The sequence below is a fragment of the Pseudomonas allii genome (assembly GCF_055380095.1).
Genome location: NZ_AP039450.1, coordinates 5,131,619 through 5,146,823, shown reverse-complemented (window position 1 = coordinate 5,146,823; position 15,205 = coordinate 5,131,619). Strand labels below are relative to the sequence as shown.

Sequence of the window (15,205 nt, the reverse complement as noted above, 5' to 3'; positions counted from 1 at the left end):
TCGTTTGTTTTTTAGTTAAGTGCGAACGGCAGAAATAAAGCTTTGGGTACGCGGGTTTTGTGGGCTTATTAGAATTTCTTCGGGGCTGCCGGCTTCCACAATCTGGCCGGCATCCATAAACACCATGCGGTTGGAGACTTCGCGGGCGAAGCCCAACTCATGGGTGACCACAATCATGGTCATGCCGGTGGTGGCCAAATCGCGCATCACCGACAGCACTTCGCCTACCAGCTCCGGGTCGAGGGCTGACGTGGGTTCGTCAAACAGCATCAGCTTGGGGCGCATCGCCAGTGCACGGGCAATCGCCACGCGTTGTTGCTGGCCGCCGGACAATTCCACCGGATAGGCATTGCGTTTGTCCGCCAGGCCGACGCGGGCCAGCAACTCCAGGGCGTCCTCGGTGGCTTCCTTGGGCGAGCGCTTGAGCACCTGGCAGGGGCCTTCGATGATGTTTTGCAACACGGTCATGTGCGGGAACAAATTGAAGCGTTGGAACACCATGCCGGTGGCCAGGCGCTGGCGGGCAATCTGCGATTCGTTCATCTCATGCAGCTTGTTGCCGACCACCCGGTAACCCACCAGTTCGCCGTCGACCCACAGACCGCCCTTGTCGATTTTTTCCAACTGGTTGACGCAGCGCAGCAGGGTACTTTTACCCGAGCCGGACGGGCCGATGATGCACATCACTTCGCCCTGCTCGACCTCGATATTGATATCGCGCAGCGCGTGATACTGGTCGTAGTACTTGTTCAGGTTGACGGCCTTGACGATGCTTCTCATGGGGCAAATCTCCTCAACCCAGACTTACGAACGCTTGCCGGCGCCGCGGGCAAAGCGGCGCTCAAGGCGGCTTTGGCCAAATGAAAGAACAGTCACCACCGCCAGGTACCAGATGCCGGCCACAATCAGCAACTCCATGACCCGGGCGTTGGCGTAGTAGATGTTTTGCGCGTTGTGCAGCAGCTCCGAGTACTGGATCACGCTGGCCAGGCTGGTCATTTTCACCATGCTGATGAACTCGTTGCCTACAGGCGGAATGATCACCCGCATGGCCTGCGGCAGAATGATCCTACGCAGTGCTTGCAGGCTCGGCATGCCGATGGACTTGGCGGCTTCATACTGGCCGGTGTCGACCGAGAGCAAACCGGCGCGCACCACTTCGGCGGTGTACGCACCCTGGTTGATACTCAGGCCCAGCAGGGCGGCCACGAATGGCGTCATCAGGTCGACGGTGTCGATGCTGAACAGACCGGGAATCGCGATCACCGGGAAGATCAGCGCCAGGTTGAACCACAGCAGCAGTTGCAGGATCAGCGGTGTACCGCGGAACAGCCAGGTGTAGGTGATGGCCACGTAGCGCAGGATCGGGTTGGCCGACATGCGCATGATCGCCGTGATCACCCCGATCACCACGCCCAGCGCCATCGCCAGGATCGACATGACGATGGTGTTCACCAGGCCCCAGAGAATGGCCTCAGACGTGAGGAACTGCCCGATGTAGGACCATTCGATCTGGCCATTGGCGAAGGCGCGCAGCAATGCGGCCAACACGATCACGATCAACGTGGCAAAGAACATCCTCCCGTAATACCGACGCGGTACGTGCTCGTACTGGGTGATATCGAACTGGTTTTCGGACAACTTGCGCTCGGCTGCCAAGCGCTCGGCCGGGGTTTGGTTCATGGTGACTCTCCAAAAACTGATGACGCTGGTACTGATGTACTCGGTCCAATGTGGGAGCTGGCTTGCCTGCGAAAGCGCCGGACCAGACACCACGGGGTTGCAGGCTTAAATCCGAAATCCCTGGTAACTCTCTGTCCACTGTTGCTGTTCGGCCAAGGCCGCTTTCAACCGCCCAATCTGCTCCCGAACCCGCTCCGGCGCCGTCCCACCCCACCCACTGCGCGCTGCAATCGCCGCTTCCAGGGTCAGGCAATCGCGCACCTCAGGCGTCAACCGCGCGTCCACCTCCGCCAACATCGCCGGCGAGGCTTCCCACAATTCAATCTCATGCCTCTCACAGGCCTGTACCAAGGCGCCGGTAATCTCATGGGCCTCCTTGAACGGCACGCCGCGAGTGGCCAACCAATCCGCCACTTCCGTTGCCAAGGTAAAGCCCATCGGCGCTTGCCTGCGCAGTTCCTCGACCTGCACCTTCATGGTCGCAACCATCCCGGCCATCGCCGGCAGCACCAGCAGCAAGGTGTCCACACTGTCCAACACGCTGTGCTTGTCTTCACTCAAATCGCGGTTGTACGACAGCGGCAATGACTTGAGCGTCGACATCAACCCGGTCAGGTTGCCAATCAAGCGCCCAGCCTTGCCCCGCGCCAACTCGGCAATATCCGGGTTCTTCTTCTGCGGCATGATCGAGCTGCCAGTGGCGTAGGCATCGTCCAGCACCACCCAGCGAAACTGCCGCGAAGACCACAGGCAAAACTCTTCGGACAAGCGCGAAATATTCACCCCGAGCATGCCCGCCACAAACAGGAACTCCGCCACATGGTCACGGCTGGCGACGGCGTCGATGGAGTTTTCGCACGGCCCGGTGTAGCCCATTTCCTTTGCGGAATGTTCCGGCTGACGGGCAATCGCAGAGCCGGCCATTGCCGCTGCACCCAGTGGCGACAACGCCGTACGCGCATCCCAATCCACCAGGCGTTGCACATCGCGCAACATCGACTGGGCATGCGCCAGCAAGTGGTGGGCGAACACAATCGGTTGCGCCTGCTGCAAGTGGGTGAACCCAGGGCAGATGCTCTCCACATGCTGCTCAGCCTGCTCCACCAAAGCCTGCTGCAAACCCAACACCTCGGTGGTGATGGTGCGCGCATGGTCGCGTAGGAAAAGGCGCAGGTCATTGGCGGTCTGATCATTACGCGAACGCCCGGCACGCAGCTTGCCGCCGAGGGCGCCGAGGCGTTCGGTCAGCACGCGTTCGATGAAGGTGTGCACGTCCTCGTCATCCAGGGTCGGATGCAGCGTGCCGGCGGCGAAATCTGCGCCAATACCGTCCAGCGCGTCGAGGGTGCGCAGGGTCTCCGACTCATCCAGCAAACCGGCGCGCTGCAATTCACGGGCATGGGCACGGGAGCCGGCCAGGTCGTAGGGTGTCAGGCGGAAATAGCGCTCAGGGCAACGCGACAACGCGGCCAATGCAGCAGACGGGCCGGTCTTGAAACGAGCGCCCCAAAGGCGGTCGGTGGGCTGGGACATGGGTGTTCCTCACGCTTGTTTTTAGAAGAGTCGGAGGCAGTAAAAATAAGTTTTCAACTAGACTGAACCAGCGTCTGACGCGCCGTATTCAAGGTTGCCAAGGGCGGATGTTTATGTTCATTATCGCCGCCGGGCTATGTTCAAGGATTGGGTTGAAGCCTGTTGAATATGGCACTTGAGGTCAACGCGTATTATGGAAACCCCACTTTCCACTTCTGGAAACCTGCCACCCAAACCCGGCACAAGACCGCCCCTGCAACTGAGCGGGCTGGACTTCAAATTGCTGCGCGTGTTCATGGCCGTAGTCGAAGCCGGCGGCTTTAGCGCCGCGCAAAACGAGCTGAATGTGGGCCTGGCGGCCATCAGCAAACAGATCTCCGACCTTGAGATTCGCATCGGCATGCGCCTGTGCACTCGGGGTCGCGAAGGGTTTGGGCTGACCGAAGAAGGCAAGTTGGTGTATCAGGCATCCATCGAGTTATTTACCTCGGTGGACAGTTTTCGCGACAAGCTTAGTTCGGCGCAGAACGAGCTTATTGGTGACCTTAGTGTGGGGGTTATTGATAACACGGCGTCCGACGTTAATTCCCCGCTCATTGCCGCGTTGGGGAAATTACATAGCGAATCGCCAAAGATTAGATTGCGCCTGCATGCCTCACAATTGGACGAAGTTGAACGCGGCGTGGTGGAAGGGCGCTTGATCGTCGGCATCGTGCCGGTGTACCAGCGCCGTGAAGAATTCGACTATTTCCCTCTGTATGAGGAAAAGGCCCACGCCTACTGTGCCGTAGGGCATCCACTGTTCAACGCGAGTGAAATCACACCGGAAGTGCTGCGCCAATACGAAGTGGTCAACCATCGCTATGCGATTCATCGCGACAAGGCCAACTTCGTCAACGTTGACAGCCAGTCCGCGTCGGCCTCACAAGTCGAAGCCGTCGCGATCCTGATCCTTACTGGCCGTTTCCTCGGCTTCTTGCCCGAACACTACGCCACGCCCTTGGTAAGAGAAGGGCGCCTACGGGCATTGTGCCCGGAGCAAGTTCACCTGAGCACGGCCTTCAACCTGATCCTGCGCCACAACGCCCCGCGCAGTCCGATGGTAAAAGCCTTTGCGACGGCGTTGGGCGTGGACCTCAAAGCCACGGCATAGACCTCCTGCCAAACACGGATCTGGGCTCGGCGAAGATCAAATGTGGGAGCTGTCGAGCTTCAGCGAGGCTGCGAAGGGATCGAATCGGTTTCCCTGGCGAACCTGCCATTCGCATCGATACATTTTCCGCCTAGGCAACAAACAAGCTGGCTTGTATTGTCTTCAGCCAACCCAAAGGAGGGATGCTCATGACTCAAACAAAAAACAGCCCCCCAGCGGAAAGCACCTGGGACAGCTATTTTCTCCATGGCGAATCAGTGTCTGACGACTTTATGTCTGAGGATGATCGATTGGAGGTTCTGGAGTTGAATCAGATAGTCCAGGAACGCCTCGACGCTGGCGAAACGCCCATTCATGTGCCCCTCGACGATTTGATCAACGAGGCTGAGACAGAAACCGTCCGAAAGAATTGAGTTAGGTATCGACGCACAGCGCGTATAAAAAAGCCCAATCTTCCAGATTGGGCTCAATGAAAACTGAAAACGAGATTTCGGGGCAACGTAATTCAATCTTTCAACCCCTAGCACCCCATGCTAGTGCGCGACTACCGCAGCTGCTTGCGCTTCTTCTTCGCATGAAAATGCCGAAAATGCGCATCCTGCGCCGCCGCCAGCAACTCCCGATCCCCACGCGTATCGCCCCAGGCACGCAGCCGATACTCGCCCAAATCCCCGTACACCGCCTCAAGCCGCAACACCTTGTTCTCACACCGGCAATTATTCCCGGTGAGCTTGCCGGTCAACACCCCGTCGACCACCTCAAGCTCCGTGCCGATCAGCTTGATCCCCAGCCGATTGGCAAACGGCTGTAACACCAATGCCGGCGACGCCGAACACAACGTGACCTCCGCCCCGGAGCCCAACTCCTGCTCCACCGATAACACCCCTGTCGGCCGCATCAGCCGCGCCCAGGTCTTCTGGCAATACTCCTCGGCTTTCTGTTGCACCCATGCCTTCTCCACCCCGGTCATAAAGGTGCGGATCAACTGCGCCTTCAACTCATCCCGGCTGATCTGCCGCACCAAAAAGCGCAGCCCCGGCACCGCCAGCTTGACCATCCGGCCGTAGAACTCGCCGGGGCCAAAGGCAAACTTGAGGAAGGGCACGAAACTGTCGTGGTGGGTCAGGGTGCCGTCGAAGTCAAAGACGGAAAGTACTTTGGCGTCAGCGGGGCCGGCTTCGAGCATGTCTGGGTTCACGGGTTGGCCTCGGTCCTATCGGGTATTTTTTGAGTGTGCATCAGGTGTGACAGCGGGAGTCTACTCCCGTGCCAATCTTCCGACCTTGGCGTAAAGCCCCTCGGTGAAGACGTCCCGGTCACTCGACCGGTGACAACGCTGATGGCAATTGGGGCACAAGGCTACAGCATTGGTGATGCGATCCGAACCCTTCTGGGCGAGGTGGTCAGCCTGATGTGCTTCAAGAAGTAGCAATTCACCGCGCACAAAAAAGCCCTGAACACGTCAGGGCTTCATGAGGTTGCTTGGCTCAGGAATCAATCCCAGCTCAGCGCGCCGCCAGTCTGGTACTCGATCACACGGGTCTCGAAGAAGTTTTTCTCTTTCTTCAAGTCCATGATCTCGCTCATCCACGGGAATGGGTTGGTCGTGCCTGGATACTCTTCCTTCAAGCCAATCTGCGACAGGCGACGGTTGGCGATGAACTTCAAGTAGTCCTCCATCATCGCCGCGTTCATGCCCAGCACCCCGCGCGGCATGGTGTCACGCGCGTATTCGATCTCCAGCTGCGTCCCCTGCAGGATCATCTGGGTCGCTTCTTCCTTCATCTCGGCATCCCACAGGTGTGGGTTTTCGATCTTGATCTGGTTGATCACATCGATACCGAAGTTCAGGTGCATCGATTCGTCACGCAGGATGTACTGGAACTGCTCGGCCACGCCGGTCATTTTGTTGCGACGGCCCATGGACAGGATCTGGGTGAAGCCGCAATAGAAGAAGATGCCTTCCAGCACGCAGTAGTAGGCGACCAGGTTGCGCAGCAGTTCCTTGTCGGTGTCGACGGTGCCGGTTTCGAACTTCGGATCGGAGATCGAGCGGGTGTACTTCAAACCCCAGGCGGCCTTTTTGGCGACCGATGGAATCTCGTGGTACATGTTGAAGATCTCGCCTTCATCCATGGCCAACGATTCAATGCAGTACTGATAGGCGTGGGTGTGGATCGCTTCTTCGAAGGCCTGGCGCAGGATGTACTGGCGGCACTCCGGGTTGGTGATCAGGCGGTACACGGCCAGGACCAGGTTGTTGGCGACCAGGGAGTCGGCGGTGGAGAAGAAGCCCAGGTTGCGCATGACGATGCGGCGTTCGTCGTCGGTCAGGCCTTCGGGGTTTTTCCACAGGGCGATGTCGGCGGTCATGTTGACCTCTTGCGGCATCCAGTGGTTGGCGCAGCCGTCGAGGTACTTCTGCCAGGCCCAGTCGTACTTGAAGGGCACGAGTTGGTTGAGGTCGGCGCGGCAGTTGATCATGCGCTTTTCGTCAACGGCGACGCGGGCGGAGGCGCCTTCGAGTTCGGCGAGGCCTTCGGCGACGTCGAGTTTGTCGAGGGCGGCCTTGGCGCGGACGATGGCGGCGGAGTCACTGGCGGTGACGGCGCGGGCTTCGATGGCGGCGGCGGCGCCGGCACCGTCGAGGCGGTCCATGTTGGCTTCGGTGGCGTGGCCGGCGTTGGCGCCTTTGGTGGCTACTTCGCCTTCTTCTTCTTTGTCGAATTCGTCCCAGCTCAGCATGACGTGTCGTCTCCTGCGTGAGGGCTCAAAGGTGCCCGTGTGAAACCGGATGGTTGGGTGTTCACACGGCCCTGAGGCCGCGGTGGATCTTAAGGAATCGTTTGTTGCAGCTAGCGCACGCATTAAACGGAATAGGGTTACGGGTGCTCTGCGTGAGGCTTGAGGTGCGGAGCGGTGGTTGCTTGCTCCAGCGGGAGGCCTCAGGTCTGGCTCTTCATCCCGGTGTAAAGGGATATTGCAGGCCCGATTTACCCGCGCATTGTAGGGGAAAAAAACCGGTTTGTGTTGAGGCGGATGGTCACGGAGAGCGGCCAGAATGGCGTGTTTTTCGGCCAGAGTGCGGGTTTACAAGGCTTTGCTGGGGTTGGATTTTTTTGACGGGCGGTGGGATGTTTTTTGTGAGGGGAGGAGCGGCGTGGTGCGTCAGGCTTTTATAGGTGCGGTGTTGCAGCTAGCGCTATCGGGGGCAAGCCCCCTCCCACATTTGGGCGGGGTCGGTGCTTTGCCGCAAGAACAATTTCTTGCGGCGAATAAGTTCGAACTAACCAAGTGATTATCCGTTAGAACAACCATTGCCCATCACGTGGTAATTAAGAATATGACGCTGGCCCTGTGAGTCTTCATATTCCATCTTCACCGGTACAACTTCGCACACTTCCGGAATACTGCTCATGGACAGTACTTTGGCCACGTCCAGGTGGGTGCTGTAAGTGTAGTCTTCAACGATTGGAGGGTTGCTGCCAGCTACGTCAGTCGGGGCTTCGTCGGCCAGGGCGGCGGTGGCGCACAAGCTGCTGAGGGCCATAACTACTAAAGCTTTCATTTCTCTATTTACCTTCTTCAGGGCGAAAGGGGTCACGGGGCCCTTGTGAGGCCACGTGTGTAACTCAAGAGTTGGGAAGTTCGGATTAACGTTGCCTTCGTGGGGGCTGTTGCGTTGTTAATCACAGTGTCGTGTTGACGGAAGTGATTTTAGGCCCCCGGGTTATATTCATATACCCGTGCTTTTGATAAACACTATTGGCGGTTTTTGTAACAATCCCGTGGTAAAGCTTTTTTCACAAAGCCGCAAAGCGCCACAGCCCGCGGGCCAGAGCCGCAAACGGGGATATCAGGGCAATTTGTAGGGGCTTGTTACTACCATCGTCGAATGGTTCTATAGGGCCGCCCCGGCTACAACAGGGCCATACAAAAACAACTATGTCACCGAGGTAAGAAAGATGAGTGCGGCTTCCCTGTACCCCGTTCGCCCCGAAGTAGCAGCCAACACGCTGACCGACGAGGCGACCTACAAGGCCATGTACCAGCAGTCGGTGGTCAACCCCGATGGCTTCTGGCGCGAGCAAGCCAAGCGCCTTGACTGGATCAAGCCTTTCACCACGGTGAAGCAGACCTCTTTCGACGATCACCACGTCGACATCAAGTGGTTCGCCGATGGCACCCTGAACGTTTCCTACAACTGCCTGGACCGTCACCTCGCCGAGCGTGGCGATCAAATTGCGATCATCTGGGAGGGCGACGACCCTGCCGAGAGCCGCAACATCACCTACCGCGAGCTGCACGAAGAAGTCTGCAAGTTCGCCAACGCCCTGCGCGGCCAGGACGTGCACCGCGGCGACGTGGTGACTATCTATATGCCGATGATCCCCGAAGCCGTGGTCGCCATGCTGGCCTGTACCCGTATCGGTGCGATTCATTCCGTGGTGTTTGGTGGTTTCTCGCCGGAGGCCCTGGCCGGTCGCATCATCGACTGTAAGTCGAAGGTGGTGATCACTGCCGATGAAGGCGTCCGTGCCGGTAAGAAGATTCCGCTGAAGGCCAACGTCGACGACGCCCTGACCAACCCGGAAACCAGCAGCATCCAGAAGGTCATCGTGTGTAAGCGCACCAATGGCCAGATCAAGTGGAACCAGCACCGCGATATCTGGTACGAAGACCTGATGAAAGTGGCGGGCACCGTGTGTGCGCCCAAGGAGATGGGTGCCGAAGAAGCGCTGTTCATCCTCTACACCTCCGGTTCCACCGGTAAGCCCAAGGGCGTGCAGCACACCACCGGCGGCTACCTATTGTACGCCGGCCTGACCCACGAGCGCGTGTTCGACTACCGCCCAGGCGAAATCTACTGGTGCACCGCCGACGTCGGCTGGGTCACCGGCCACACTTATATCGTCTACGGCCCGCTGGCTAATGGCGCGACCACGCTGCTGTTCGAAGGCGTGCCGAACTACCCGGACATCACGCGGGTGGCGAAGATCGTCGACAAGCACAAGGTCAATATCCTCTACACCGCACCGACCGCAATCCGCGCCATGATGGCATCCGGCACTGCTGCGTGCGAAGGCGCAGACGGCTCCAGCCTGCGTCTGCTCGGTTCGGTGGGCGAGCCGATTAACCCTGAGGCGTGGGACTGGTACTACAAGAACGTCGGCCAATCCCGTTGCCCGATTGTCGATACCTGGTGGCAGACCGAAACCGGCGGCAACATGATGAGCCCGCTGCCGGGTGCCCATGCGCTCAAGCCGGGTTCGGCGGCACGACCGTTCTTCGGTGTGGTGCCGGCGCTGGTGGATAACCTGGGCAACCTGATCGAAGGCGCTGCCGAGGGCAACCTGGTGATCCTCGATTCGTGGCCGGGCCAGGCGCGTACCCTGTACGGCGACCATGATCGTTTTGTCGACACCTACTTCAAGACCTTCCGTGGCATGTACTTCACCGGTGACGGTGCGCGCCGTGACGAGGACGGTTACTACTGGATCACCGGCCGTGTGGACGACGTGCTGAACGTGTCCGGCCACCGCATGGGCACCGCCGAGATCGAAAGTGCCATGGTTGCCCACCCTAAAGTCGCCGAAGCGGCGGTAGTGGGTGTGCCGCATGACATCAAGGGGCAGGGTATCTATGTATATGTCACCCTCAAAAATGGCGAAGAGCCGAACGAAGCGTTGCGCCTGGAGTTGAAAAACTGGGTACGCAAGGAAATCGGGCCGATTGCTTCGCCGGACGTGATCCAGTGGGCGCCGGGCTTGCCGAAGACGCGTTCGGGGAAAATCATGCGGCGCATCCTGCGCAAGATCGCCACGGCCGAGTACGACGGGCTGGGTGATATCTCCACCCTGGCGGACCCGGGCGTGGTGGCGCATTTGATCGAGACGCACAAGACCATGAACGTCGCGTAAGGCGGGTTAGTGGGACGAAGCCCCATCCGGCGTGAGCTGGGTGGGGCTTTTTTGTGCGACCTCAAAACCACCGGAGATCCGGTGTGGGAGGGGGCTTGCCCCCGATGGCAGCGGTTCAGTTGAAATACCTTTCACTGACACACCGCTATCGGGGGCAAGCCCCCTCCCACAGTTGGATCTCCGGCAGATCAATAAATATCGGTTTATCGTGTAGGGCGTTTCTGAATGTTACTGCCAGCCCTGAATGTGTAACCTCGTGCCCAAACCTGAGGCAATGTGCTACGTCTGCGCCCCGAAAAGCCGCATTCCAGACACCCCAGGAAATAAGATTAAACGCCAGACTTGCCGTGCCAGAAGGGTTTGCGAATAATAGGCCCGCAATTTGCAGCGTCTACAGGTTTAATGTCTTTTGTCTCTGCATAAAATCCAGAGGCTGTCAATGAGCTGGAACCGCTTTCTCGGTGCTTCTGTAAATTGTTGTCGCATTGAGGAAATATCGGCTTCCAGCCTGTCGTTAGAATGCCGATCACTCGCTCGTCGTCTCCGGTGTTGAATCGGTGTAGGACGCAGCACCGCTATTCGGTTTCCCTTACGCCGCATCGTGGGCCATGGCTCATACTGCTGTTTTGCCCTATACCGATGGAGTCCCAAGATGAAGAAACTCGTGCTGTTGGGCGCCCTGGCGCTGTCCGTGCTGTCCATGCAGGCTTTCGCTGATGAAAAGCCCCTGAAGATTGGTATCGAAGCGGCTTACCCTCCGTTTGCCTCAAAGGCACCGGATGGCAGCATCGTCGGTTTTGACTACGACATCGGCAACGCCCTGTGCGCAGAGATGAAGGTCAAGTGCACGTGGGTCGAGCAGGAATTCGACGGCCTGATCCCGGCGCTGAAAGTGCGCAAGATCGACGCGATCCTGTCGTCGATGTCCATCACTGACGACCGCAAGAAGTCCGTGGACTTCACCAACCGCTACTACCTGAGCCCAGCACAGCTGGTGATGAAGGAAGGCACCGCCGTCAGCGACAGCCTGGATGAATTGAAAGGCAAGAAGATCGGTGTGCAACGTGGTTCGATCCACGACCGTTTCGCCAAGGAAGTCCTGGCCCCTAAAGGCGCCACGGTTGTGCCTTACAGCTCGCAGAACGAAATCTACCTGGACGTGGAAGCCGGTCGCCTCGATGGCACCGTGGCTGACGCCACCCTGCTGCAAGACGGCTTCCTGAAAACCCCGGCCGGTAAAGGCTACGCGTTCGTGGGCCCACAGTTCACCGACGCCAAGTACTTCGGTGACGGCATCGGCATCGCCGTACGCAAAGGCGACAAGGAAAACCTGGACCGCATCAACGCAGCCATCGCGGCGATCCGTGCCAACGGCGAATACAAGAAAATCCAGGACAAGTACTTCGACTTCGATATTTACGGCGCTGACGCCAAGTAAATCGTCGCAGCGGTCTGTCCCAAATGGCGCAAGCAACAGAATTCCTGAGGTTTGCGCCATTTTTTCATCCCCCTTTTCGAGGACCTGAATCATGTTGAAAGGCTACGGGGCCGTCATCCTCGATGGCGCATGGTTGACGCTTCAGCTCGCCTTGTCGTCCATGGCCTTGGCCATTGTTCTGGGTCTGATCGGGGTCGCGTTACGCCTGTCGCCGGTGCGCTGGTTGGCCTGGCTGGGTGACTTGTACTCCACGGTGATCCGCGGGATCCCCGACCTGGTGCTGATCCTGCTGATTTTCTACGGCGGCCAGGACCTGCTCAACCGCGTCGCGCCGATGCTGGGCTACGACGACTATATCGACTTGAACCCCTTGGCCGCCGGTATCGGCACCTTGGGTTTCATCTTTGGCGCCTACCTCTCGGAAACCTTCCGTGGCGCCTTCATGGCCATTCCCAAGGGCCAGGCCGAAGCCGGCCTGGCGTATGGCATGAGCAGTTTCCAGGTGTTCTTCCGAGTGATGGTGCCGCAGATGATCCGTTTGGCGATTCCCGGTTTCACCAACAACTGGCTGGTACTCACCAAGGCCACCGCGCTGATTTCGGTGGTGGGCCTGCAAGACATGATGTTCAAGGCCAAGCAGGCGGCAGACGCCACCCGCGAGCCTTTTACCTTCTTCCTCGCAGTGGCGGCGATGTACCTGGTGATCACCAGCGTGTCGTTGCTGGCCCTGCGTCATCTTGAGAAGCGCTACTCGGTAGGCGTAAGGGCGGCTGATCTATGATCTTCGACTACAACGTCATCTGGGAGGCCATGCCGCTGTACCTCGGCGGCCTGGTGACCACCCTGAAACTGCTCGCCATCTCGCTGTTCTTCGGCCTGCTCGCGGCCTTGCCCCTGGGCCTGATGCGCGTATCCAAGCAGCCGATCGTCAATGGCGCGGCCTGGCTCTACACCTACGTGATCCGCGGCACGCCGATGCTGGTGCAGCTGTTCTTGATCTACTACGGCCTGGCCCAGTTCGACGCCGTGCGCGAGAGTTTCCTGTGGCCGCTGCTGTCAAGCGCCACCTTCTGCGCGTGCCTGGCCTTTGCGATCAACACCAGCGCCTACACCGCCGAGATCATTGCCGGCAGCCTCAAGGCGACGCCCAATGGCGAGATCGAAGCGGCCAAGGCCATGGGCATGTCGCGCTACAAGCTGTACCGCCGCATCCTGCTGCCGTCGGCCCTGCGCCGTGCGCTGCCGCAGTACAGCAACGAAGTGATCATGATGCTGCAGACCACCAGCCTGGCCTCCATCGTCACCCTGATCGACATCACCGGTGCCGCACGCACGGTGAACGCGCAGTTCTACTTGCCGTTCGAGGCCTATATCACCGCCGGCGTGTTCTACCTGTGCCTGACCTTCATCCTGGTGCGCCTGTTCAAGTTGGCCGAGCGCCGTTGGCTGAGCTACCTGGCTCCACGGAAGCACTGATATGGAACGTATCGATCACCGGTTGCCCTGGGGTCACCTGGGCTGCGAGCGCCAACTGAGCGTGTTCCGTTTCGGCAAGGGCGAGCGCAAGGCCTATATCCAGGCCAGCCTGCACGCCGATGAATTGCCGGGCATGCGCGCCGCGTGGGAGCTGAAAAAGCGCCTCGTCGAACTGGAACAGCAAGGTGCGCTCAACGGCGTGATCGAGCTGGTGCCGGTCGCCAACCCGATGGGCCTGGGCCAGTTGCTGCAAGGCAGCCACCAGGGGCGTTTCGAAGTGGGCAGCGGCAAGAACTTCAATCGTGATTTCGTCGAATTGAGCGAGCCGGTTGCCGAGTTGCTCAAGGGCAAGCTGGGCGATGACCCTCACGCCAACGTGCGCATGATCCGCCAGGCCATGAACGATGTGCTCAATGCGTTGCCCGAGCCGAGCAGCCAATTGCAGGGCATGCAGCGCATCCTGCTGAGCCACGCCTGCACCGCCGATGTGGTGCTCGACCTGCATTGTGATGCCGAAGCCGCGCTGCATATGTACGCGCTGCCGCAGCACTGGTCGCAGTGGCGTTCGCTGTCGGCGCATTTGAATGTGAAAGTCGGCCTGCTGGCGGAAGACTCCGGCGGCAGCTCGTTCGATGAAGCCTGTTCGCTGCCGTGGCTGCGCTTGTCCCAGGCGTTTCCCGAGGCACAGGTCCCTTTGGCTTGCCTGGCGACGACGCTGGAGTTGGGTGGCCAGGCTGACACGGGCCGCGACGAGGCGATCTTTCACGCCGAAGGCATCCTGGCGTTCCTTGCCGAGCAGGGCCTGATCAAAGGCGAATGGCCGGCGCCGCAATACGAGCCGTGTGAAGGCGTGCCGTTCGAAGGCACCGAATTGCTGTTCGCGCCCCACGCCGGGGTGATCAGTTACCTGCGTAATGCTGGTGAATGGGTCGAAAAAGGCGAACCGATTTTTGAAGTGATTGACCCCCTGGAAGACCGCGTCAGCACGATATGCGCGGGCACCTCGGGGGTGTTGTTTGCCGTTGAACGGCTACGTTATGCCCAAGCGGGTTTCTGGCTGGCCAAGGTGGCGGGGCGCGAAGCGCTGCGTCACGGGCGCTTGCTCAACGACTGACCACCTGTTTTTGTGAGAACCGACCGCATGTACAAACTTGAAGTCCAAGACCTGCATAAACGCTATGGCAGTCATGAAGTGCTCAAAGGTGTGTCCCTGGCCGCCGCGGCCGGTGATGTGATCAGCATCATCGGTTCCAGTGGTTCGGGCAAAAGTACCTTTTTGCGCTGCATCAACCTGCTGGAGCAACCCCACGCCGGCAAGATCCTGCTCAACAACGAAGAGCTGAAGCTGGTCGCCAACAAGGACGGCGCCATGAAGGCCGCCGACCCCAAGCAACTGCAGCGCATGCGTTCGCGCCTGTCCATGGTGTTCCAGCATTTCAACCTGTGGTCGCACATGACCGCGCTTGAAAACGTGATGGAAGCGCCGGTGCACGTGCTGGGCATGTCGAAGAAAGACGCCCGTGAAAAGGCTGAGCATTACCTGGCCAAGGTCGGCGTGGGCCATCGCAAGGATGCGTTCCCCGGCCACATGTCCGGTGGCGAGCAGCAGCGCGTGGCCATCGCCCGTGCCCTGGCGATGGAGCCGGAGGTGATGCTGTTTGATGAACCCACCTCGGCGCTGGACCCGGAACTGGTCGGTGAAGTGCTCAAGGTGATGCAGGACCTGGCCCAGGAAGGCCGCACCATGGTAGTGGTGACCCACGAAATGGGCTTTGCCCGTGAGGTGTCGAACCAGTTGGTGTTCTTGCACAAAGGCATCGTCGAAGAGCGCGGCAACCCGCGGGAAGTGCTGGTGAACCCGCAGTCCGAGCGTTTGCAGCAGTTCCTGTCCGGCAGCCTGAAGTAATTCCTGCCTATGGGGTTTGCTTTGTGTGGGAGGGGGCTTGCCCCCGATAGCGGTACATCAGTTAGAAATGTTTATCTGACACGCCGCCATCGGGG

At 59.3% G+C, this 15,205-nt stretch carries 14 protein-coding genes and 1 pseudogene; 8 read left to right on the top strand and 7 right to left on the bottom strand.

The features are described 5' to 3' along the window. Nucleotides 1-15 precede the first annotated feature (15 nt). The 3 genes from ACZ445_RS23465 to argH all read right to left on the bottom strand — a co-directional run bounded on the left by ACZ445_RS23465 (nt 16) and on the right by argH (nt 3,216). Nucleotides 16-780 carry an amino acid ABC transporter ATP-binding protein gene (locus tag ACZ445_RS23465; protein WP_016974699.1) on the bottom strand — a complete coding sequence of 255 codons (765 nt, stop codon included), beginning with the start codon at nt 778-780 and terminating at the stop codon, nt 16-18. A gap of 24 nt (nt 781-804) precedes the next feature. After that, nucleotides 805-1,683 carry an amino acid ABC transporter permease gene (locus ACZ445_RS23460; protein ID WP_058427255.1) on the bottom strand — a complete coding sequence of 293 codons (879 nt, stop codon included), beginning with the start codon at nt 1,681-1,683 and terminating at the stop codon, nt 805-807. 105 nt (nt 1,684-1,788) lie between these two features. After that, the gene (gene argH, locus ACZ445_RS23455; RefSeq protein WP_058427254.1) at nt 1,789-3,216 is read right to left on the bottom strand and encodes an argininosuccinate lyase; all 1,428 of its coding nucleotides are present in this window, start codon (nt 3,214-3,216) and stop codon (nt 1,789-1,791) included. Nucleotides 3,217-3,409: 193 nt separating this feature from the next. Here argH and ACZ445_RS23450 point away from each other — a divergent pair, with 193 nt between their 5' ends. Both ACZ445_RS23450 and ACZ445_RS23445 read left to right on the top strand, forming a co-directional pair. Further along, complete coding sequence (locus ACZ445_RS23450) at nt 3,410-4,369, top strand: LysR family transcriptional regulator (protein WP_058427253.1); 960 nt, start codon at nt 3,410-3,412, stop codon at nt 4,367-4,369. A gap of 188 nt (nt 4,370-4,557) precedes the next feature. Continuing rightward, nucleotides 4,558-4,782 carry an AbrB/MazE/SpoVT family DNA-binding domain-containing protein gene (locus ACZ445_RS23445; protein ID WP_058427252.1) on the top strand — a complete coding sequence of 75 codons (225 nt, stop codon included), beginning with the start codon at nt 4,558-4,560 and terminating at the stop codon, nt 4,780-4,782. A gap of 131 nt (nt 4,783-4,913) precedes the next feature. Here the strand turns inward: ACZ445_RS23445 and ACZ445_RS23440 are convergent, their stop codons facing one another. From ACZ445_RS23440 to ACZ445_RS23425, 4 genes and pseudogenes are all read right to left on the bottom strand, one after another. Further along, nucleotides 4,914-5,555 carry an HAD-IB family hydrolase gene (locus ACZ445_RS23440; protein WP_038846731.1) on the bottom strand — a complete coding sequence of 214 codons (642 nt, stop codon included), beginning with the start codon at nt 5,553-5,555 and terminating at the stop codon, nt 4,914-4,916. Nucleotides 5,556-5,627: 72 nt separating this feature from the next. After that, nucleotides 5,628-5,792, bottom strand: a pseudogene (locus ACZ445_RS23435) (HNH endonuclease); the annotation flags it as partial. 71 nt (nt 5,793-5,863) lie between these two features. After that, on the bottom strand, nt 5,864-7,114 hold the full coding sequence (locus ACZ445_RS23430) for a ribonucleotide-diphosphate reductase subunit beta (protein ID WP_310863313.1): 1,251 nt from the start codon (nt 7,112-7,114) through the stop codon (nt 5,864-5,866). 553 nt (nt 7,115-7,667) lie between these two features. After that, the gene (locus ACZ445_RS23425) at nt 7,668-7,937 is read right to left on the bottom strand and encodes a DUF2790 domain-containing protein (protein ID WP_092242420.1); all 270 of its coding nucleotides are present in this window, start codon (nt 7,935-7,937) and stop codon (nt 7,668-7,670) included. Between the two features lie 397 nt (nt 7,938-8,334). Between ACZ445_RS23425 and acs the strand changes: the two genes are divergently transcribed. The 6 genes from acs to ACZ445_RS23395 all read left to right on the top strand — a co-directional run bounded on the left by acs (nt 8,335) and on the right by ACZ445_RS23395 (nt 15,110). Next, nucleotides 8,335-10,290: an acetate--CoA ligase gene (acs, locus tag ACZ445_RS23420; protein WP_058426874.1), complete on the top strand. Its 1,956-nt coding sequence runs from the start codon at nt 8,335-8,337 to the stop codon at nt 10,288-10,290. 652 nt (nt 10,291-10,942) lie between these two features. Further along, on the top strand, nt 10,943-11,728 hold the full coding sequence (locus ACZ445_RS23415; RefSeq protein ID WP_058426873.1) for an ABC transporter substrate-binding protein: 786 nt from the start codon (nt 10,943-10,945) through the stop codon (nt 11,726-11,728). Nucleotides 11,729-11,819: 91 nt separating this feature from the next. After that, entirely contained in the window at nt 11,820-12,509 is a 690-nt protein-coding gene (locus ACZ445_RS23410) for an ABC transporter permease (protein WP_010208305.1), read from the top strand. After that, entirely contained in the window at nt 12,506-13,204 is a 699-nt protein-coding gene (locus ACZ445_RS23405; RefSeq protein WP_058426872.1) for an ABC transporter permease, read from the top strand. The genes ACZ445_RS23410 and ACZ445_RS23405 overlap by 4 nt, the downstream gene beginning before the upstream one ends. Before the next feature lies 1 nt (nt 13,205). Then, nucleotides 13,206-14,318 carry a succinylglutamate desuccinylase/aspartoacylase family protein gene (locus ACZ445_RS23400; protein ID WP_310863314.1) on the top strand — a complete coding sequence of 371 codons (1,113 nt, stop codon included), beginning with the start codon at nt 13,206-13,208 and terminating at the stop codon, nt 14,316-14,318. 27 nt (nt 14,319-14,345) lie between these two features. Continuing rightward, nucleotides 14,346-15,110: an ABC transporter ATP-binding protein gene (locus tag ACZ445_RS23395; protein WP_003214336.1), complete on the top strand. Its 765-nt coding sequence runs from the start codon at nt 14,346-14,348 to the stop codon at nt 15,108-15,110. Nucleotides 15,111-15,205 lie beyond the last annotated feature (95 nt).